At 67.5% G+C, this 20,154-nt stretch carries 19 protein-coding genes; 15 read left to right on the forward strand and 4 right to left on the reverse strand.

Annotated features, from left to right (window positions below):
- The first annotated feature begins 91 nt into the window (after positions 1–91).
- The 4 genes from RQG77_RS12635 to RQG77_RS12650 are packed head-to-tail and all read left to right on the forward strand — an operon-like array spanning position 92 to position 4,096.
- Positions 92–454: a YraN family protein gene (locus RQG77_RS12635; RefSeq protein ID WP_311245019.1), complete on the forward strand. Its 363-nt coding sequence runs from the start codon at positions 92–94 to the stop codon at positions 452–454.
- Positions 451–1,980: a YifB family Mg chelatase-like AAA ATPase gene (locus RQG77_RS12640; RefSeq protein ID WP_311245020.1), complete on the forward strand. Its 1,530-nt coding sequence runs from the start codon at positions 451–453 to the stop codon at positions 1,978–1,980. The genes RQG77_RS12635 and RQG77_RS12640 overlap by 4 nt, the downstream gene beginning before the upstream one ends.
- Entirely contained in the window at positions 1,977–3,158 is a 1,182-nt protein-coding gene (gene dprA / locus RQG77_RS12645) for a DNA-processing protein DprA (protein ID WP_311245021.1), read from the forward strand. Before RQG77_RS12640 ends, dprA begins: the two co-directional genes overlap by 4 nt.
- 35 nt (positions 3,159–3,193) lie before the next feature.
- Complete coding sequence (locus tag RQG77_RS12650; protein ID WP_311245022.1) at positions 3,194–4,096, forward strand: tyrosine-type recombinase/integrase; 903 nt, start codon at positions 3,194–3,196, stop codon at positions 4,094–4,096.
- Positions 4,097–4,172: 76 nt separating this feature from the next.
- Here the strand turns inward: RQG77_RS12650 and RQG77_RS12655 are convergent, their stop codons facing one another.
- Complete coding sequence (locus tag RQG77_RS12655) at positions 4,173–4,703, reverse strand: M23 family metallopeptidase (RefSeq protein WP_311245023.1); 531 nt, start codon at positions 4,701–4,703, stop codon at positions 4,173–4,175.
- Between the two features lie 307 nt (positions 4,704–5,010).
- Here RQG77_RS12655 and rpsB point away from each other — a divergent pair, with 307 nt between their 5' ends.
- The 9 genes from rpsB (at position 5,011) to RQG77_RS12700 (ending at position 11,690) form a co-directional block, all read left to right on the forward strand.
- Positions 5,011–5,931 (forward strand): 30S ribosomal protein S2, encoded by a 921-nt coding sequence (gene rpsB, locus RQG77_RS12660; RefSeq protein WP_311245024.1) that lies wholly within the window; start codon positions 5,011–5,013, stop codon positions 5,929–5,931.
- 44 nt (positions 5,932–5,975) lie between these two features.
- On the forward strand, positions 5,976–6,803 hold the full coding sequence (gene tsf / locus RQG77_RS12665; protein WP_311245025.1) for a translation elongation factor Ts: 828 nt from the start codon (positions 5,976–5,978) through the stop codon (positions 6,801–6,803).
- A 90-nt stretch (positions 6,804–6,893) separates the two neighbouring features.
- Positions 6,894–7,610: a UMP kinase gene (pyrH, locus tag RQG77_RS12670; RefSeq protein WP_056307902.1), complete on the forward strand. Its 717-nt coding sequence runs from the start codon at positions 6,894–6,896 to the stop codon at positions 7,608–7,610.
- A 66-nt stretch (positions 7,611–7,676) separates the two neighbouring features.
- Positions 7,677–8,231: a ribosome recycling factor gene (frr, locus tag RQG77_RS12675; RefSeq protein WP_056307900.1), complete on the forward strand. Its 555-nt coding sequence runs from the start codon at positions 7,677–7,679 to the stop codon at positions 8,229–8,231.
- Positions 8,232–8,236: 5 nt separating this feature from the next.
- Positions 8,237–9,376 carry a phosphatidate cytidylyltransferase gene (locus RQG77_RS12680; protein ID WP_311245026.1) on the forward strand — a complete coding sequence of 380 codons (1,140 nt, stop codon included), beginning with the start codon at positions 8,237–8,239 and terminating at the stop codon, positions 9,374–9,376.
- Entirely contained in the window at positions 9,376–9,960 is a 585-nt protein-coding gene (locus tag RQG77_RS12685; protein ID WP_311245027.1) for a DivIVA domain-containing protein, read from the forward strand. The genes RQG77_RS12680 and RQG77_RS12685 overlap by 1 nt, the downstream gene beginning before the upstream one ends.
- Before the next feature lie 48 nt (positions 9,961–10,008).
- The gene (locus RQG77_RS12690) at positions 10,009–10,677 is read left to right on the forward strand and encodes a transglycosylase SLT domain-containing protein (RefSeq protein ID WP_235560683.1); all 669 of its coding nucleotides are present in this window, start codon (positions 10,009–10,011) and stop codon (positions 10,675–10,677) included.
- A gap of 9 nt (positions 10,678–10,686) precedes the next feature.
- Positions 10,687–10,974, forward strand: coding sequence for a hypothetical protein (locus RQG77_RS12695; protein WP_311245028.1), 288 nt, complete (start codon positions 10,687–10,689; stop codon positions 10,972–10,974).
- Positions 10,975–10,976: 2 nt separating this feature from the next.
- Positions 10,977–11,690 carry an alpha/beta hydrolase gene (locus RQG77_RS12700; protein WP_311245224.1) on the forward strand — a complete coding sequence of 238 codons (714 nt, stop codon included), beginning with the start codon at positions 10,977–10,979 and terminating at the stop codon, positions 11,688–11,690.
- Here the strand turns inward: RQG77_RS12700 and RQG77_RS12705 are convergent.
- Complete coding sequence (locus RQG77_RS12705; protein ID WP_311245029.1) at positions 11,687–12,748, reverse strand: AI-2E family transporter; 1,062 nt, start codon at positions 12,746–12,748, stop codon at positions 11,687–11,689. The two genes, RQG77_RS12700 and RQG77_RS12705, sit on opposite strands and share 4 nt — an antisense overlap.
- 177 nt (positions 12,749–12,925) lie before the next feature.
- Between RQG77_RS12705 and RQG77_RS12710 the strand changes: the two genes are divergently transcribed.
- Both RQG77_RS12710 and RQG77_RS12715 read left to right on the forward strand, forming a co-directional pair.
- The gene (locus RQG77_RS12710) at positions 12,926–14,911 is read left to right on the forward strand and encodes a glycosyl transferase (RefSeq protein WP_311245030.1); all 1,986 of its coding nucleotides are present in this window, start codon (positions 12,926–12,928) and stop codon (positions 14,909–14,911) included.
- Positions 14,908–15,837: a tetratricopeptide repeat protein gene (locus tag RQG77_RS12715; protein WP_311245031.1), complete on the forward strand. Its 930-nt coding sequence runs from the start codon at positions 14,908–14,910 to the stop codon at positions 15,835–15,837. The genes RQG77_RS12710 and RQG77_RS12715 overlap by 4 nt, the downstream gene beginning before the upstream one ends.
- A gap of 22 nt (positions 15,838–15,859) precedes the next feature.
- Here RQG77_RS12715 and glgB read toward each other — a convergent pair whose 3' ends face one another.
- Positions 15,860–18,064 (reverse strand): 1,4-alpha-glucan branching protein GlgB, encoded by a 2,205-nt coding sequence (glgB, locus tag RQG77_RS12720; RefSeq protein WP_311245032.1) that lies wholly within the window; start codon positions 18,062–18,064, stop codon positions 15,860–15,862.
- The gene (locus RQG77_RS12725) at positions 18,061–20,124 is read right to left on the reverse strand and encodes an alpha-1,4-glucan--maltose-1-phosphate maltosyltransferase (RefSeq protein WP_311245033.1); all 2,064 of its coding nucleotides are present in this window, start codon (positions 20,122–20,124) and stop codon (positions 18,061–18,063) included. The genes glgB and RQG77_RS12725 overlap by 4 nt, the downstream gene beginning before the upstream one ends.
- Between the last annotated feature and the right edge of the window lie 30 nt (positions 20,125–20,154).

A 20,154-nucleotide genomic window follows, 5' to 3' on the forward strand; every position in this document is an offset into this window, starting at 1 on the left:
CAGTCTGTCGTTCTGACGGCCTGTCCCTGACTCCCGGGCGATCGGCACATCCACCGCGAAGATCATCGACTGCGGTCGACAGGCTGTCGTCATGGCAGCGAAAGACGATCTCGGCAGAGCCGGTGAAGAGCAAGCGGTTCGGTACCTGACGACGCTCGGGTATCAGGTTCTCGATCGGAACTGGCGGTGCGCTCAGGGCGAGATCGACATCGTCGCATCCCACGGTTCGCATCTCGCAGTCGTCGAGGTGAAGACGAGACGGAGCGATTCCTTCGGACACCCGCTCGAGGCGGTGGACGGCCGCAAGCTGCGCCGCCTGTGGCGGCTGGCTCACGCCTGGGCTGCTGACCATGCCGAGAGCGCACAGGGGATGACCATCCGGATCGACGCGATCGGGATCATCGGCGCGGACCCCTCGTGCGGCACACTCGAGCACCTCGTGGCACTGTCATGACGACGGCGCGGACCTGGGCCGTCGCCCTGACCGGTGTCGACGGCCACATGGTCGAGGTCGAAGCGGACCTGTCGAACCAGACCCCTGACTTCAAGATCATCGGGCTCCCCGACAAGTCGCTCGGAGAAGCTGTGCAACGCGTGCACAACGCGTGCAAGAACAGCGCGCTCGACCTTCCGCGCCGCCGATTGACGGTCAATCTCTCGCCGGCGAGCCTTCCCAAACAGGGTTCGGGCTTCGACCTGAGCATCGCTGTGGCGGCGCTGGCAGCCGGAGGCTCGCTCTCCTCGCGTTCCATCGCGCGAACCGTGCACCTCGGTGAGCTGGGACTCGACGGAAGGCTCCGGCCGGTGCCCGGCGTGCTGCCCGCCGTGTTCGCGGCTGCGCGGGCGGGATTCGACACCGTGATCGTCCCTTCGGCGAACGAGGCCGAGGCAGCGCTCGTGCCTGATATCGACATTCGTCCAGCTGCGACGCTCTCGCAGGTCGCCGTGTGGCACGGAGCAGATGTCGAGGTGCTCGATGGCGACCCTGTCGTCGCGGACGCCCCCTCCCATGAGTCGGGCGAGTCCTTGGACCTGTCCGAGGTCGTCGGTCAGGAGGATGCTGTCCAGGCTCTCATCGTCGCGGCTGCAGGTGGACACCATCTGCTCCTGAGTGGCCCACCGGGTGCCGGCAAGACGATGCTCGCGAGGCGTCTCCCAGGAATACTGCCGCGGCTCACCGAGGCGGAGGCGCTGGAGGTGGCCTCTATCCGCTCCCTCACAGGTGAGCCCGTGCGACGCCTCGATGTCACTCCGCCGATCGAATCGCCGCATCACAGCGCCTCGGTGGCCGCTCTCGTGGGCGGGGGATCGCGAGCGGTCCGACCCGGCGCCATCTCACGAGCGCACCGTGGGGTGCTGTTCCTCGACGAAGCCGCGGAGTTCTCACGCGTCGCACTCGACGCGATGCGGCAGCCGCTCGAATCCGGTTCGATCGAGGTGAGTCGATCAGGGATCACGGCCCTGTTCCCAGCGAGGTTCCAACTCGTCCTCGCCATGAATCCGTGCCCCTGCGGCAATTACGGAGTCCGGGGCTCCGAGTGCGTCTGCCCGTCGCTGGCGATCCGCAGATACGCGACGAGACTGTCAGGTCCGTTGCGCGACCGCATCGACATCGAGCTGCAGGTCGCCCGCGTCTCCGCCGTCCAGGCGATGGCCGCGGACCGGACTTCCATCACCACCGTCGTCGCTGGCGAGCGCGTCGCCGCGGCCAGGGCGCGCGCCGTCGCACGCTGGCGGGGTACCCCGTGGCGTCGTAATGGCGAAGTACCGGGTGCGAGGCTGCGTCAGCCCGATCTGCGACTCGCCGCGCCTGCCCGCGCACCGCTCGACCGTGCATTGGAACGGGGTGCGCTCACGCTCCGGGGCTACGACCGTGTCCTGAGACTGGCGTGGACGATGGCGGACCTGGAGGGAATCGAGAAACCGGGGCGCGACGAGGTCGGGCGGGCACTGTTTCTGAAGAGGGGATACACATCATGATCGAATCGCTGAGGGAGGACGCCGATGTCCGTTCCGCGCTCGACGAGATGCGGCCGCACGGGAATCCGGAGGACGCGCTCTCCAGGGTCGCATGGTCGGTTCTCGCGGAACCGGGTGACGGGGTGGCGGGCGCTCTCATCGCAGAGCTCGGCGCTCACGAGGCCCTGGAGCTCGCACTCGCCGACCGAAGTCGTGCGCAGCCGGGGGCGGGCGGGCGGGCACTCGCTGAGGGACGCGCAAGGTGGCGGGCGCGCGCCGATTCGCGTGCGGTGGCGGAGTCGATTCGAAGTGCGCGCGATGTCGGTGCGCGACTCGTCCTTCCGGGCGACGCGAGCTGGCCGATCGCTCTCGACGACCTCGGCGAGCACGCGCCCACGCTGCTCTGGGTACGAGGCGACCCCCTGCTTCTCTCCGCCGAGCCGCGCGTCGCGATCGTCGGTGCCCGTGCGGCGAGTGGCTACGGGGAGATGCTCGCCGCCGAGTTCGCGGGTGACCTCGCCATGGGCGGCGCGGTCGTCGTCTCAGGTGGCGCGTACGGCATCGACGGTGCAGCCCACCGGGCGGCGCTCGGCGTCGCTGGCAGGACAGTGGCCTTCCTGGCCGGCGGAGTCGATCGTGCGTACCCCCAAGGCCACAGAGAGCTGTTGAGACGCATCGTCGACACGGGCGCAGTGGTGAGCGAAGTGCCGTGCGGTACCGCGCCGACCAAATGGCGTTTCCTCGCGCGTAACCGGCTCATCGCCGCGCTGAGTCAGGCGACGGTCGTCGTCGAGGCGGGGTGGCGCAGTGGCTCTCTCAACACCGCCGGTCACGCGGCAGCACTGGGGCGCCCGCTCGGCGCGGTGCCGGGACCGGTCACGTCAGCGGCATCCGCCGGATGCCATCGACTTCTTCGTGAGTACGACGCGCGGTGCGTGACGACTCCTGCGGAGATCCGTGAACTGTGGGGAGGGGCGCTGCAAGCGGCGGAAGACGGTGAGCGATCCGACCCTGATCAGGTGCGATTGCTCGACGCGATCACCGGTCGCTCGTCGCTACCGATTCTCGAGATCTGCCGTCGGTCGGGACTCGCACCCGACAAGGTGAGCGCGATCCTCGGGGTTCTCGAGCTGGAAGGCGTCGTCAGGCGGGTCGAGGGCGGGTGGCGGAAGGCCGGCGAAGTCGGGCGGCGCGGCTGACACGATGCCCATGCCCGCTCCTGCAAGCTTGATCCATGGAGTTCGCCGCCGCGGCACAGGCTTTCACCGATCACCTCGACCAGGTGCGGAGGCTGTCGCCCGCGACGGTTCGGGCGTACCGATCGGACCTGCGCGATCTGGCGCAGTCGGTCGGGGAGCTCGGTGTGGAAGACGTGTCGCTCGAGACTCTGCGGGGCTGGCTCTGGCTGGCGACGCAGCGGGGCGATGCCCGTGCGACGCTCGCGCGACGAGCTGCCGCAGCTCGGTCGTTCTTCGCCTGGGCGCAGGAGCAGGAGCTCATCCCACACGATCCGAGCCTGCGCCTCGTCGCACCGAAGCGCGGCCGTACTCTGCCGACGATCGCCTCCCAGGATGCGATGACCACCCTCCTCGACGCGCAACGGACGGCGGCGTCGACAGGGGAGCCGACCCGACTGAGGGACCATGCGATCCTCGAGCTGCTTTACGGCGCGGGGATCCGTGTCTCCGAGCTCTGCGGACTCGACGTCGACGATCTCGACCTCGACCGCGGCACCGCGCGCGTCCTCGGCAAAGGATCCAAGGAGCGCGTGGTCCCCTTCGGGGCGCCGGCGAGAGACGCCATCGGCGCCTATCTCACCCGTGGTCGTCCCGTGCACGTCGCGCGGGCCGCACGCCCGACCCCTGCCCTGTTCCTTGGCGCGCGCGGCGCGCGGGTGGGACCCCGAGCCGTGTACTCACTCGTCGCAGAGGTGCTCGCTCCCTACGTCGGAGCCGACACGGTCGGGCCGCACGCCCTCAGACACACCGCGGCGACGCACCTGCTCGACGGCGGTGCCGATCTACGGGCGGTGCAGGAGATACTGGGGCACGCCAGCCTCGGCACCACCCAGATCTACACGCACGTATCCGCCGAGCGGCTCACGGCCACCTATCGACTGGCGCATCCGCGAGCCTGAGGCCTCTTGAGGGAGGCTTCGTCGGCAAATGTTGAGAGGACGCGGGAAGAGACATACCGCGACGCGCCGGCGCGGCTCATAGGGGGTCGCAGCAGGGGAGGAGCACCGCGCGCGGCACCTCTCCGAACAGGAGCATCGGGTTGATGTAGTCGCCGTCGAGCCGCACGCCGAGATGCATCGATCCCGGCGACGCGTGGCCGCCCGATGCGACGGTGCCGATCTCGTCGCCGGCCGTCACGACATCTCCGGGGGAGAGGCTGGACATCACCGGCTCGAACGTCGACACGTACCCGCCGGAGTGTTCGATCGTGAGCAGAGGCCGGTCAACGACCGTTGCGCGGAACGCCACGGTGCCGTCAGCGGGTGCGCGGACGGCACCGCCCTGTACCGAGATGATGTCGATACCCCGGTGTCCGGCTCCGTATTCATGCGCCGGTGCCCGATACGGATTCGCGATGGAGCGGTCCCCGTCGAACGGCCAAGTCCAGGTCGCGGAGGTGGATGCAGTGGCGGCGGACGGCGGGACCGCGTTCGCGGGCACATGTAAGCCGACGCTCAGCAGAGCGACGAGCAGGATGACGGCGAGGATGCGACGACGGATGGCCATCGGGCCATGATCCGGGATGCGCGCCTCGGTCGAAGCGGACGCGGGGCGGATCGTCGCAGGAGGTGCTCAGAACCCCCGGACGCGCTCCGCGGTGCAGGGCGAGTGACGCCCTCGCATCCTGTATGCTGGGGGAGCACCTCGATCTCGGGGTGACTACGCGTGCCCAGAGCGACTTCGGTCGTGGCATCCATTCCCACAGGTCCTGCTTCCGAGCAGGCGGGTGTGCGCCGGGCACCAGGAAGTTCGATCGTCCGATCGACTTGACAACCTCAATGGCGCAGAACCGCGCCGGAACAAGGAGACGACCATGGCTGTGGTCACCATCCGCCAGCTGCTCGACAGTGGCGTGCACTTCGGACACCAGACCCGTCGGTGGAACCCGAAGGTCAAGCGCTTCATCCTCACCGAGCGCAGCGGCATCCACATCATCGACCTCCAGCAGTCGCTCGGCTACATCGACAAGGCCTACGACTTCGTCAAGGAGACCGTCGCCCACGGTGGCACGATCCTCTTCGTCGGCACGAAGAAGCAGGCGCAGGAGATCCTCGCCGAGCAGGCGACCCGCGTGGGTCAGCCCTTCGTCAACCAGCGCTGGCTCGGTGGGCTCCTCACCAACTTCCAGACGATCTCCAAGCGTCTCGCACGCATGAAGGAGCTCGAGGAGCTCGACTACGAGACCCCGGCGAACAGCGGCTTCACGAAGAAGGAGCTGCTTCTCAAGAAGCGCGAGCTCGACAAGCTGCACAAGTCGCTCGGCGGTATCCGCAACCTCACCAAGACGCCGTCCGCCATCTGGGTCGTCGACGCCAAGCGTGAGCACCTCGCCATCGACGAGGCCAAGAAGCTCGGCATCCCCGTGATCGGCATCCTCGACACGAACGCGGACCCGGACGACTTCCAGTACCCGATCCCCGGCAATGACGACGCGATCCGTTCGGTCTCGCTGCTCACCCGCATCATCGCGGACGCGGCGGCAGAGGGCCTGCAGCAGAAGCACAACCCCGAGACGGGCGACGCTGAGCCGCTCGCCGACTGGGAGAAGGAGCTTCTCGAGACGCCGGCTGACGCCGCTGCCGAGGCTCCGGCCGCAGACGCTGCCACCGAGGCTCCGGCCGAGGACGCAGCTGCTGAGGACGCAGCAGTCGAGGCTCCGGCCGCAGACGCCGAGACCGTCGAGGCTCCCGCAGCAGAGGCCGCAGAGGCCCCCGCTGAGGCAGACGCCAAGTAATTCCGCGACCACCACACACATCACGAAGCAAGGAGCCACCACACATGGCCAACTTCACCATCGCCGACCTCAAGGCGCTGCGTGAGCAGCTCGGCACAGGAATGGTCGACACCAAGAAGGCGCTCGAGGAGGCTGACGGAGACGTCGAGAAGGCCACCGAGATCCTGCGCCTGAAGGGTGCCAAGGGCAACGCGAAGCGTGCTGACCGTTCCACCAGCGAGGGCCTCATCGTCGCTCGCGAGCAGGACGGCGCAGTGACGCTGATCGAGCTCGCCTGCGAGACGGACTTCGTCGCGAAGAACGAGCGCTTCATCGCGCTGGCCGACAAGGTCGCAGATGCTGTCGCCGCAGTCAAGGCGGACTCGGTCGAGTCCGGTCTCGCCGCTCAGGCGGGCGACAAGAGCGTCGAGCAGATCATCTCGGAAGAGGCTGCGATCATCGGCGAGAAGGTCGAACTGCGTCGCGTGCGCACGGTCTCGGGCGACAAGGTCGAGGTCTACCTGCACCGCACGAGCAAGGACCTGCCGCCGCAGATCGGTGTCGTCGTCGCCTACTCGGGTGACGACGCCGAGACCGCTCGCAGCATCGCGCAGCACATCTCGTTCGCGAACCCGTCGTACCTCTCCCGCGAGGACGTTCCGTCCGACGCCGTGGAGAAGGAGCGCGAGATCGTCACCGAGATCTCCCGCAACGAGGGCAAGCCGGAAGCGGCTCTGCCCAAGATCGTCGAGGGCCGTGTCTCCGCGTTCATCAAGCAGGTCGCCCTGCTCGAGCAGGACTACGCGAAGGACAACAAGCTCTCTGTCGCCCAGGTGGCGAAGGACGCCGGTATCACCGTGACGGACTTCGCGCGCTTCAAGGTCGGCGCGTAACATCGTCGAAGGGGTTCGGATCAACGCGATCCGGACCCCTTCTTCATGCCCAGAAGGCACTATCTTGAATCGGGACGAGAGGATCACCCCATGACCGACCGCACAGGACGCCGCCGCGTTCTTCTCAAGCTCTCCGGCGAGGCGTTCGGCGCCGGCCAGCTCGGTGTCAACCCCGATGTCGTCAGCCAGATCGCCCGCGACATCGCCGCAGCGGTCGACCGCGTCGAGATCGCCATCGTCGTCGGTGGTGGCAACTTCTTCCGTGGGGCGGAGCTGAGCCAGCGTGGTATGGACCGCGGCCGCGCCGACTATATGGGCATGCTCGGCACCGTCATGAACGCTCTCGCTCTCCAGGACTTCCTCGAGCAGGCCGGCGCGCCCACACGCGTGCAGTCCGCGATCTCGATGACGCAGGTGGCCGAGCCCTACATCCCGCTGCGGGCGGAGCGTCACATGGAGAAGGGGCGTGTGGTCATCTTCGGCGCCGGTGCCGGCCTGCCGTACTTCTCGACCGACACGGTCGCCGCGCAGCGCGCGCTCGAGATCGGTGCGGAGGAGGTCCTCGTCGCCAAGAACGGCGTCGACGCCATCTACACCGCCGACCCGAACAAGCACGCGGACGCCGAACGCATCGAGCGCGTCACGTATCGTGATGCCCTCCAGCGTGGGCTCAAGGTCGTCGACTCGACGGCGTTCAGCCTCTGCATGGACAACAACATGGACATGCGGGTCTTCGGTATGGAACCGGCGGGCAACGTCACGCGAGCTCTCCTCGGCGAGCACATCGGCACTCTGGTCACGGCCTGAGCGCCTGCCGGTGCTCGAGGGCCCGGCCCGATAGAATTTCAGAACACCCCGACGATAGGAGTCACCGTGATCGCGGATGTCCTCGCTGAAACCACCTCCCGCATGGCACGAGCCGTCGAGGCCGCCAAGGAGGACTTCTCCACGGTGCGCACCGGTCGTGCGAACCCGCAGCTCTTCCAGAAGGTGCTGGTCGACTACTACGGAACGCCGACTCCGCTGGCGCAGCTTGCCTCACTGGCGAACCAGGAAGCACGCACGCTCATCATCACGCCGTACGACAAGTCGGCGCTGAAGGGCATCGAGCAGGCCATTCGCGACATGCCGAACCTCGGCGCGAACCCCACCAACGACGGCAACCTCGTGCGGGTCACGATGCCTGAGCTCACCGCCGAGCGTCGCAAGGAGTACGTGAAGCTCGTCAAGACCAAGGCGGAGGACGCCAAGGTCCACGTCCGAGGCATCCGCCGCAAGGGCAAGGATGAGCTCGACGCCCTGAAGAGCGAACTCGGCGAAGACGAGATCGCCAGGGGAGAGAAGGAACTCGACGCCCTCACGCGCCAGCACGTCGACCTGATCGACGACGCACTCAAGCGCAAAGAGGCCGAACTCCTCGAGGTGTAGGCGGCATGTCCGACGACTCCAGCGGTGACGGTACCGACAAGCCGCAGACGCGTCGTGAGGCGCGCGACTCGTCGACCCCGGCCGGCGGCATTCCCCTGGTCGACGGCGCCTTCCCGGCATTCGACACCATGAGCATCCCGCCGCGGCCTCCTCTGCCCGCAGAGGGGCCTGCGGTCACGGCATCCACACTGGACACCGCCGATCACAACGCCATCCGCGAGCAGTGGAGAGCGGCCAGAGACGAACTGGGCAATCATGTCTCGCACGCTCGTGGTCAGCTCGACCAGGCCAATGAGCGCATCAAGGAGCGCACGGGTCGCGACCTGATCCTCGCCACGCTGATCGGTCTCGCGTTCGGTGCGGCGCTGCTCGCATCGCTCCTGTTCATCAAGGTCCTTTTCGTGCCCTTCGCGCTGGCAGCGGCGTTGCTCGGCGTCTACGAGCTCTCCCTCGCCCTCCGCGCGTCGGGTCGACGTATCGACGTGGTGCCGCAGTTCATCGCTGCCACCCTTCTCGTGCTCTCCGCCTTCTTCCTCGATCTCTGGCTCGTCTGGGTCATGCTGTTCCTCGCCGTCGCGTTCGTGATCGTGTGGCGGCTCGTCGCGCAGATGATCGCCAAGGACGGCAGGACGTACGGTGATGTGCTCACGGATGCCGTCATCAGCGGTTTCGTGCAGATCTACGTCCCGTTCCTCGCCGCCGTCGCCCTGATCCTGCTCAAGCAGGAGGGCGGTCAGTGGTGGGTGCTCAGCTTCATCGCGATCGCCGTCGTCGCCGACACAGGCGCCTATGCCGCGGGGCTCGCCTTCGGGCGGCATCCGATGGCCCCCAAGATCAGTCCAAAGAAGACGTGGGAGGGATTCGGAGGTGCGGTTGTCGGTTCGATCGCTGCCGGCGTGCTCCTCGCGATCTTCCTGCTCGATATCCCGTGGTGGATCGGCGTGATCTTCGGCGTCGCGATCCTGCTGTCCGCGACGCTGGGTGACCTCGGTGAGTCGATGCTGAAGCGCGACCTGGGCATCAAGGACATGAGCTCCTGGCTTCCCGGTCACGGCGGACTCCTCGACCGGCTCGACAGCATCCTGCCGTCCACGGTGCCCGCGCTGTGCCTCTATTTCCTCTTCTCCTCCTGGGTGGTGCTGTGATGGTCTCCGACGACGTACAGGTAGCGGACGACGCCGTCGAGGCGCCGCCCGCCTTCTCTCTCACGAGCGGACGTGTCCGTGGCTACCATCGCGCAGCGGTCGACACCTTCCTCGCGGCAGCGCGCACGGCCTTCGAGGGCGACGCCGACGACCTGAGCGCGGCCGACGTGCGGGTGGCCTCGTTCCCCCTGGTGAAGAACGGCTATGTCGTGGCTGAAGTCGACGCTGCGCTCGGCCGGGTCGAGGATGCGCTGGCGGCGCGCGCTCGCGATCGGGTGGTGCGCTCCCGTGGTGCGGGTGCGTGGGTCGAGCAGGCACGCGACGACGCGCAGGTGATCCTCGATCACCTGGCCCGCCCGAAGCGTCACCGGTTCGCGCGCACGGGTGTGCTCACCTTCGGCTACCGCATCGACGAGGTCGATCACGTGGGCACGCGCATCGCCCGCTACCTGCGTGACGGAGAGCCGCTGACGGCCGAGCAGCTGCGCGCCGCCGCATTCCGGATGCAGCGTGGTGGCTACCGCGAAGAGCAGGTCGACGCGCTGCTCGACGCCGCCGTAGACGTCATCCTGGCCGTTCGCTGAGCGTTCTGATGGCCGTGTCAGGCCTCAGCGGGTAGACTTCCTCTCATCGTGAACTCCCGAAACGACATGACTCCCCAGCGAAACGACGTCACGCCTGTGCCCGCATCGGCGACTCTTTCGGCGCGCAAGGGCAGCCGACGCCGTGGTGTCGTGGGCTTCTTCAGCGCTCTCGCGGTCGTCGGTTTCGCGGCGGCGATGGTCGCTCCGACGGGCGTCGCGCTTGCGGAGCAGCCCGCAGAGGAGAGCCCGGAATCGGCCTACTCGGTCGCGCTCACCGAGACCCAGAACCTCACCGTCTCGGTCGAGGGCGCGGCTATCGCGCCCGTCCAGCGAGGGACCTTCTCGGTCTACGTGACGCCGAAGCCCACACCGACCCCCACGCCGACGACGGCGTCCTCCCCGAAGTCGAGCAGCGCTGCGCCTCTCTTCTACACCGGCGGGGGCGCGCCTGCCGAATGGATGGCTGCTGCGGGCATCGCCGAGTCCGACTGGGGTTACGTCGACTACATCGTCTCGCGCGAGAGCGGATGGAACCCCAACGCGACGAACAAATCGTCGGGTGCGTGCGGTCTCGTCCAGGCGCTGCCCTGCAGCAAGGTGCCCGGCAACGGATACGACCCCGTCGACAACCTGCGCTGGGCCACGGGCTATGCCACCGGACGATACGGCAGTTGGGCCGGCGCGCACGCCTTCTGGACGAACAACCACTGGTGGTGAGCGGCCACCATGGCCCGCTCCCGCAGACGCCGTCCGGCGCGCCCTGAGACCGAGGACTCGCTGGACCGCCTCCTGGCGTCCTGGAAGCGCACTGAGGTGCGCCGTGGCTCCGAGTGGACTGTGCAGCCGGTATCGGCAGCACAGGCACTCAAGGAGTACATCTGCCCCGGCTGCGGGCGCACCGTCGCGCCGGGTATCGCCCACCTCGTGATCTGGCGCGCGGACGGCGTGCTCGGTGACGCCGCAGATCTCGCCGCCCGGCGGCATTGGCACACACACTGTTGGAGGATTGCGTGAGCATCGAGATCCGTGGACCGCTCGAGCTTCCTGCTCGCCGCGAGGACATCGTTCTGGAGACAGCGGACGAGCTGACGCTTGTCGGCGAGCTGGCTGTGCCGGAATCGTCCGACCCGGTCGCGACGCTCGTGACGCTCCACCCGCTGCCCACCGCGGGCGGCTTCATGGACTCTCACATCATCCGTAAAGCGGCCGCGCGTCTCCCGGCGCTGGCCGACCTCGCCGTGCTGCGTTTCAACACGCGCGGCACGACATCGCCTCGGGGAACGAGCGACGGCGCGTTCGACGGGGGAGCGGCCGAGCAGTTCGACGTCGCCGCGGCGATGGACTTCGTCCGTGAGCGCGGCCTTCCGCGACCGTGGTTGGTCGGCTGGTCGTTCGGTACGGAGCTCGCCCTCAAGTACGGGCGAGAGCACGATGTCGAGGGGATCATCCTCCTGTCGCCGCCGCTCCATCGCGCGACGGAGGCCGAGGTCGCCGCATGGGCGGACGAGGACGTCGAGGTCGTCATTCTCGTTCCCGAGCTCGACGACTATCTCCGTCCTGCCGAGGCCCGAGAGCGGTTCGCGGCGATCCCGCACGCGAACCTGATCGCGGTCGAGGGAGGCAAGCACCTCTGGGTGGGGGAGAGCCAGACCCGGCGTGTGCTCACCGAGATCGTCGCGGCAGTGAATCCTGCGGCGCTGCCACTGCCGAACGAGTGGCCGGTGGCTTAGAGCTCGTTCATCCGGGGGATCAGCACCTGTCGGTAGATGATGAGGATGCTGGCCGCGACCGGGATCGCGATGAGCGCCCCCAGAAGCCCCAGAAGGCTCCCTCCCGCCAGCGCTGCGACCACCACGACGGCTCCGGGCACGGACACCGCCCGACTCATGATCCTCGGTGAGATCACGTAGGCCTCGATCTGCATGTAGACGAGGTAGTAGATCGCCGCCGCGATCGCGGTGGCGGGGGACCCGAGGCCGGGGATGAGGCAGACGAGAACGATGATCGTCGACCCCGTCAGGGTGCCCACGAGTGGGATCAGCGAGAAGAAGAAGGCCACGACAGCGAGCACCGCCGGGAACGGCGCATCGATGATCGTCAGGAAGATCATGCTCAGGACGCCGTTGATGACGCCCTGCGTCACCTGACCCATGACGTAGTAGCCGACCGAGTCGGTGATCTGCTCGGCGAGGTCGATGAAGCGCTCTCGCTTCGAGGCGGGTGCGAGCTGGTACACCGCTCGCTTGAGCGAGGGCGTCGAGGCCGTCAGGTAGATCGTCAGGATCAGGACGATGAAGGCTCCGAAGAGTCCGCTGACGACAGCGCCGCTGGCTGCGAGGACGCTCTGCCCGATGGACCCGCCGATCTGAGTGAGATTCGTCTCGAGCCAGTTCGTCACGTACGCGAACACCTCGTCGACTTTGAGATTGGGGAAGGTGTCGACCATCCACTCTCGGAGGTCGGCGAGGAATGTTCCGCGTTGGACGATGGCCGTGATCTGGGCGATCAGCTGCGAGATCTGGTCGACGAGCACCGGGATGACGATCAGGATGATGCCCGCGAAGATGCCGAGGACGCCCAGGATCGTGATCAGCACCGCGAGCCAGCGAGGAAGCCTCTTGCGTTCGAGGAACGACACGAGCGGATCGAGACCGAGGCTGAGGAACAGGGCCGTGCCGACGTACAGGAGAACCGTCGACAGGCTCTCGACGCTTCCGATCAGCAGGATTCCCAGCCCCACGCCGAGCGTCGCCACGAGAGCGGTGCGGAACGGGTTGTGGATCTTCATCGGTGCTCCTCGGAGATGCTGATGATGCAAGGCTATCGAGCGCACGATGCCTGATCGTCACGACGTGCCGGGCTGATCAGGCATCCCCTCGTGGGCAACACACAGGTGATTTCGCTAGTCTGAAATGTCGAGTGTTGTGACTCGGGCGCTCGTCCGGGTTGCGTGAGGAGACTATTCGTGCGTTTCGTATGGGCCGTCGTGGCCTTCGTGCTGGCTGCGGGACTGATCGCTGCGGGCATCGCGCAGCGAACCGTCTTCATGGGTCCGTCGACCCAGGAGACCTCGGTCGCCGTGGAAGAACCTGCGCCCTATGTGCTTCTGGACGGCGACGTCCTGAGGGAGCACCCCGGCGCTCAGACCCTTCTCGTCCGTGGCGACGGCGATATCTTCGCCGCGTACGGTCGAACGGCCGACATGGAGGCGTGGCTTGCTGACACCTCGTACAACCATGTCAGCGTCGGCAAGGACGGCGAGCTCGACGTCGAGCTCGTGGATCCGGCCGCGGCAGGTGACGACGAGAGCACGGACGACCCGGAGGCGACCCCCGCTCCCGAGGAGACGCCCGCAGAGGACGGTGCGGCAGCCGAAGCCGGGCGCAGTCCTGTCGGGTCGGATCTCTGGCTGGACTCGTTCACCGACACCGACGCACTGATCGCCGACATGCAGCTTCCCGAGGGCGTCAGTCTGCTCATCGCCCACGACGGCACAGCCGACGCGCCTGACGACATCGTCGTCTCTTGGCCGCTCGACACCTCGACGCCTCTGGCAGGTCCGCTGATGGCGGCCGGTGCGGCCGTGCTCCTGGTCGGCCTCGTCCTGTACGTGCTCGGCATCCGCCACCAGCGCCGCGGGCGCGGCCCCCGGCGGAAAGGGCCGGGGCCTCTTCCGGCCACCGAGCCGATCGACGTGGCTCAGCTGCCGCCGTCGGAGCGGAAGGCGATCGAGGAATCCTCGACGACCGTCAACGACGAGGACTCCACGCCCGCTGATCACGGCGTCGATGCGGAGAACGCGCAAGGCGAGGGAGCGAGCGGCACGGCGACCGAGGGCGACACAGCGGGTGATCGCAGGTCCGAGATGCGCGCCACGCCGCCGACCCGCAGACGTCGGATGATCGCCATCCCGGCTCTCGCGCTGACCGCGCTTCTTGCGACCGGATGCTCGGCCGACTCCTGGCCGCAGTTCGGGGAAGGGACGCCCAGTCCCTCGCCCAGCGCGACCGTGATCGCTCCAGAGAACCAGAAGCCTCCGGCAGTGACCGAGGCTCAGGCCAAGCGCATCCTTCAGGAGGTGTCGGCGACGCTCTCGGACGCCGATGCAGCCATGGACATCGATCTGGCGGGAACCCGCCTCGACGGTCCGGCGCTGACGGCTCGGAAGACCGAGTACGCTCTCCGCACCGCGCTTCCCGACACCGCCGCGCCCGCGGCCATCCCGACCGACGACGTCGAGGTCATGCTGCCCGAGGCGACCGACCGCTGGCCGCGCACAGTCCTCCTCCTCTCGAAGAGCGACGGTGACGACACGGTCCCCCCGGTGGTCCTGACGATGACCCAGCAGGACCCCTGGTCCCAATACAAGGTCAACAACATGGCCGAGATGTCGGCCGACGCCGTCTTCCCCGAGGTTGCCGCTCCGTGGCTCGGAACCTCGCTGGTACCGGACGATTCCGCCTTCCTCAGCCTGCCGCCGGGTGAGCTCGCCGCGACGTTCTCTGACGTCGTCGACGCAGGAGAGCAGAGCGCGTCGTACGGGCTGTTCGACGAGATCTCGCAGAACCTCGCGAAGTCGATCCGCGACAGCCGCCAGGCTGTGGTGCAGAACCTCGCGGACAACGGCGCGGCCGCGACGTCGCAGACGGCCTTCGACATCGCACCGGCGGACTCCGCCCCCGTGTCGATGACCACCCTGGGCAGCGGTGCCATCGTGGCCGTCTCTCTGGTCGACACCGAGACGGTCACTCCGACCTCCGCGGATGCGGTGATCCGTTTCGGTGACAACGCCCAGGCGAAGGCGCTGACCGGTGTCACCGAGTCCGCCAAGGGCGTGACGACCAAGTACGAATTCCAGTTGTTCTTCTCCGTCCCCGCCCAGGGCTCGACGGAGCAGATCCGGCTCCTGGCCGTGCGCCAGGATCTTCTCTCCGTCGAGGTGATCAAGTGACCGATATCTCTCCTGCCGCGCTCCGAGGAGCCGTCGACCTCTCCACTCTCCGCAACCGGCCGGCGACGCCCCCGGCCGGAGCGCCCGCTTCCGCGGCGGGTGTCGTCGATGTGGTCGTCGACGCGACCGATGAGACGTTCGGCCAGATCCTCGAGGTCTCACGCACCGTTCCCGTGGTCGTCGATCTGTGGGCCGAGTGGTGCGGACCCTGCAAGCAGCTGAGTCCGATCATCGAGAAGGTGACGCGCGAGCTCGGCGGCAAGGTGCTTCTCGCCAAGGTCGACGTCGACGCGAATCCTCAGCTCGCGCAGAGCTTCCGCGCGCAGTCGATTCCGATGGTGGTCGCTCTCATCGCAGGCCAGCCAGTACCGATGTTCACCGGAGCTGTCCCCGAGCAGCAGGTACGCGAAGTCTTCGCGCAGCTGCTTCAGCTCGCCGCGCAGAACGGCGTCACGGGGTCGCTGGACGTGGGCGAAGCCCCTGCGACCGAGGAGACCGCCGAGGAGCCGCCGCTACCGCCTCTGCATGCGGAGGCGTTCGCGGCGATCGAACTCGGCGACTACGCCGCAGCGGTCGTCGCCTACGAGAAGGCACTCGCCGAGAATCCTCGTGACGAAGATGCGATCGCCGGTCTCGGGCAGGTGCGTCTCCTCGATCGCGTGCAGAAGCTCGACCTGCAGGAGGCTCGGGCAGCTGCCGCAGCGGATCCGCTGGATGTGCAGGCGCAGTTCGACGTCGCGGATCTCGATCTCGCTGGGGGGCACGTCGACGATGCGTTCGGTCGTCTGCTCGACCTGTTCGCTCAGCTTCCCTCCGCCGACCGCACGCCGGTTCGCGAGCGGCTCATCGAACTGTTCGGTCTCATCGGCGCGGCAGATCCGCGTGTCATCGCGGCACGCAACCGGCTCTCGTCGCTGTTGTTCTGACCGCGCAGCGTGCCGCCCGCGGTCAGCCGTGGCTGATCGTCGGCACGTGCGGGTCGTTCTGATGGCGGAGCCAGATCGTCGACAGCGCAGGGATCGTCATCGTCGCCGTCGGGGTGCCGCCGTCTGCTGCATCGGCGACGACCACGCCGAGGTTGCCTGAACCTCGTCCGCCGTATTCCGCGGCATCCGTGTTGAGGATCTCCTGCCAGATTCCCGCGCTGGGCAGAGCGAGGCGATATCCGCTGCGCTCGACGCCGGCGAAGTTGCTGATCACGACCAGCCGGCCGCCATGGGCGTCGCGGCGTTCGAAAGCGATCACGTTCGGGTCCCAACTGGGCGCGCCGAGGCGAGAGAAGGACGAGCCGTCGTTGTCGCGCTCCCAGAGCGGAGCCTGCGCACGATAGGTGCGATTGAGCTGCCCGACGAAGCTCTGCAGCTGGGCATGGGACGGCTGGTCGAGCAGCCACCAGTCCAGCTCACGGGACTCGGACCACTCTGCGAGCTGGCCGAACTCCTGCCCCATGAACAGCAGCTTCTTGCCCGGGTGCCCCCACATGTATCCCAGGTAGGCGCGCACGTTCGCGAGCTTGTGCCAGTGATCTCCCGGCATCTTCGCGAGCAGACTGCCTTTGCCGTGCACGACCTCGTCATGGCTGATCGGCAGCAGGTAGTTCTCTCCGAACGCGTACACGAAGGAGAACGTCATCTCGCCTTCATGGTGCGCGCGGTACATCGGGTCTCGCTCGATGTACTGGAGCGAGTCGTTCATCCAGCCCATGTTCCACTTGAAGCCGAAGCCGAGACCGGCATGATCGGTCGGAGCGGTGACACCGGGGAAACTGGTCGACTCCTCGGCGATCATCAGCACGCCGGGGTGCACTCGGTAGGCGGTCGCATTGACTTCCTGCAGGAATCGGATCGCCTCGAGGTTCTCGCGCCCGCCGTGGATGTTGGGTTCCCACTCGCCGTCGTTTCGGGAGTAGTCGAGGTAGAGCATCGACGCGACCGCGTCGACACGGAGACCGTCGACGTGGAACTCGCTCAGCCAGAACAGTGCGTTCGCGACGAGGAATCCGCGCACCTCCGGACGCCCGTAGTCGAAGATGAGCGTGCCCCAGTCCTGGTGCTCTCCCCGTCGGGGATCCGGGTGCTCGTAGAGAGGCTGGCCGTCGAATCGCGCCAGCGCGAACGCATCCTTCGGGAAATGGCCGGGGACCCAGTCCATGATGACGCCGATGCCCGCCTGGTGCAGGCGGTCGATCAGGTAGCGCAGGTCGTCAGGGCTGCCGAAGCGGCTCGTCGCCGCGTAGTAGCCGCTGACCTGATAGCCCCAGGATCCGCCGAACGGGTGCTCGGCGAGCGGCATGAACTCCACATGGGTGAAGCCGGCCTCCTCGACGTGGGCGATGAGGGGCTCCGCAGCGTCCCGATAGCTCAGTCCTCCTCGCCACGACCCCAGGTGCACCTCGTACACCGACAGCGGCTGCGCGACGGCATGGGTCGCGGCCCTGCGGGTCATCCAGGCGCCATCCGACCACGCGTAGGTCGACTCGGTGACCACGGATGCGGTCTCCGGCGGGACCTGCGCGGCCTGCGCCATCGGATCCGCCTTGAAGATCCACGCACCGTCGCGCGTTCTGATCTCGTACTTGTAGGTCGTGCCGACAGGGAGATCCGGGATGAACAGCTCCCAGATCCCGCTCACACCCATCGAGCGCATGGCGTGGGGCTCGCCGTTCCACCCGTTGTGATCACCGACCACGCGAACGGCGGTGGCGTTGGGAGCCCACACGGCGAAGGCCACGCCTGCGTCGCCCTCGACGACCCGAGGATGCGCGCCCAGCACCTGCCAGAGGCGCTCATGGCGCCCCTCGGCGATCAGGTGCACATCGATGTCGCCCAGCGTCGGGAGATGCCGGTACGGGTCGCCGCTGACGGTCTCGGCGTCGTCGCCGTACGCCGTCGCGATCCGGTACGGCACAGGGGAGCCGTCATGATGCCCTTCCCAGATGCCGTGCGCTACGTGGTTCAACTCCAGGCGGGTGCCATCGCCGAACACGGCAGCCACGGATGCCGCGAGCGGACGACGAGCGCGGATCACGGTGACGGTGCGGTCGCTCGCGTCGGTGAACGGGTGCGACCCGAGCACCGAGTGCGGGTCGTGGTGGGAGCCTGCCGCCACCGCGGTCCAGTCCGACGACGTCGTCGCATCTTCCAGGTAGCTCATGAACGCTTCCTCACCTTCAGGATGTGCACCGGCTCGGCGAAGGCGTCGAGCCGCACGTAGTTGTGATCTGCCCATGTCCAGACGGCTCCGGTGAGGAGGTCCTCGACTTCGAAGGACTCGCCCAGAGGAACGCCCCAGATCGTGGTGTCGAGGTGGACCGTGGTCTCCCGCACCGAGTGGGGATCGACGTTGGCGACCACGATGAGGGTGTCCGCGACGCCCGTGCCCGTGAACGCGGCATCGAGATGCTTGCTGTAGACGAGCACCGAGTCGTCATCGCTCCAGTGGACCGAGAGATTGCGCAGTTGACGGAGAGCCGGGTGCACGCGTCGGATCTCGTTCAGGCGACGCAGAAGGGGAGCGAGCGAGTCGCCGGCGGCTTCGGCTCCCTCCCAGTCGCGAAGCTTGTACTCGTACTTCTCGTTGTCGATGTTCTCCTCGGACCCCGGACGGGCGACGTTCTCGAAGAGCTCGTAACCGGCGTACACGCCGTACAAGGGGGCGGCGGTCGCACCGATGCAGGCGCGGATGCGGTACGCGGCACGCCCGCCGAACTGGAGGTACTCGGTGAGGATGTCGTGGGTGTTCACGAAGAGGTTCGGCCGCATGTAGTCGCTGGTCTCCTGCGACACGGTAGTGAGGAACTCCTCGAGTTCGGCCTTGGTGTTGCGCCACGTGAAGTAGCTGTAGCTCTGCTGGAACCCGACCGCGGCCAGCGCCCGCATGACGGCGGGGCGGGTGAAGGCCTCGGCGAGGAAGATCACATCGGGGTCCGCGGCGTTCACCGTGGCGATCAGCCACTCCCAGAACTGGAGCGGTTTGGTGTGCGGGTTGTCGACACGGAAGATCTTCACGCCCTCTCGCACCCAGTGCTGCACGATCCGGAGCATCTCCTGGTAGATGCCGGCCGGGTCGTTGTCGAAGTTCAGGGGGTAGATGTCCTGGTACTTCTTCGGCGGGTTCTCGGCATACGCGATCGTTCCGTCGGGAAGAGTCGTGAACCACTCCGGGTGCTCGGCGACCCACGGGTGGTCAGGAGACGCCTGCAGAGCGAGATCCAGGGCGACCTCCAGCCCCTCGCTCCGTGCCGCACGCACGAAGGCGCGGAAGTCGGCGGGCTTGCCGAGATCGGGGTGGATGGCGTCATGACCGCCCTCTGCGGCACCGATCGCGTAGGGGGAGCCGGGGTCTTCGGGCTCGGTGGTCAGGGTGTTGTTGCGCCCCTTGCGGTTGGTGATCCCGATCGGATGGATCGGGACCAGGTAGATCACATCGAATCCCATCGCGGCGACGGCCGGAAGCCGCTTCGTCGCGGTGCGGAACGTGCCGCTCTTGATCGTGCCGTCCTTCAGCCGTCTGGCGCCCTCGGAGCGGGGGAAGAACTCGTACCAGGCGCCGACCCCCGCGGCGGTCCTCTCGACGAGCAGGGTATGCGCCGCGGACATCGAGCGCAGCGTCGTCAGCGGCCGCTCGAGGAATACCCGAGCAAGCTCCGCGTCCGTCGACAGGGCGATCGTAGTCGCACCGTCTCCTTGCAGAAGCGCGGTGGAATCAGCGGCGAGGCGCTTGCGCTGTGCAAGAGGGCGGTCCTTCTCCGCGGCGGCGCGGGTGAGGAGCTCGGCACCGAGTGCGGCCATGACCGGCACGTCCACACCGGCGGCCACCTTGAGCTCGGCGGCATGGGCCCAGGTCGCGAAGTCGTCGGAGAACGCCTCGAAGCGGAACGTCCATCTGCCCTGGGCGTCGAGTGCGACCTCGGCACTCCACCGGTCGGTTCCGTCCAGCAGCGGCGAGAGGCGATGGAGCGACTCCTCGCCGTCAGGCGACGTCAGCCGCAGCTGCACACCGATCAGGTCGTGACCCTCGCGGAAGGCGACGACGCTGAAGGGCACGACCTCTCCCACGAAGGCCTTGGGTGAGAACCCGCCGGGAACAGCAGGTCTCCCGTCCACCAGCGGAATGCGCGTGGCGCGGAGCGAGTCACCGTCCGACACGACGCCCAGCGGACGCAGAGGGATCTGAGCGGGACTCCGGAGAGCCTGAGGACTGGTGCTGCTCATTCGTGCGGCCACCCCCCGAATGTACCGCTA

It is taken from the genome of Microbacterium sp. WCS2018Hpa-23 (assembly GCF_031843845.1).
In the GTDB taxonomy this organism is placed as follows: domain Bacteria; phylum Actinomycetota; class Actinomycetes; order Actinomycetales; family Microbacteriaceae; genus Microbacterium.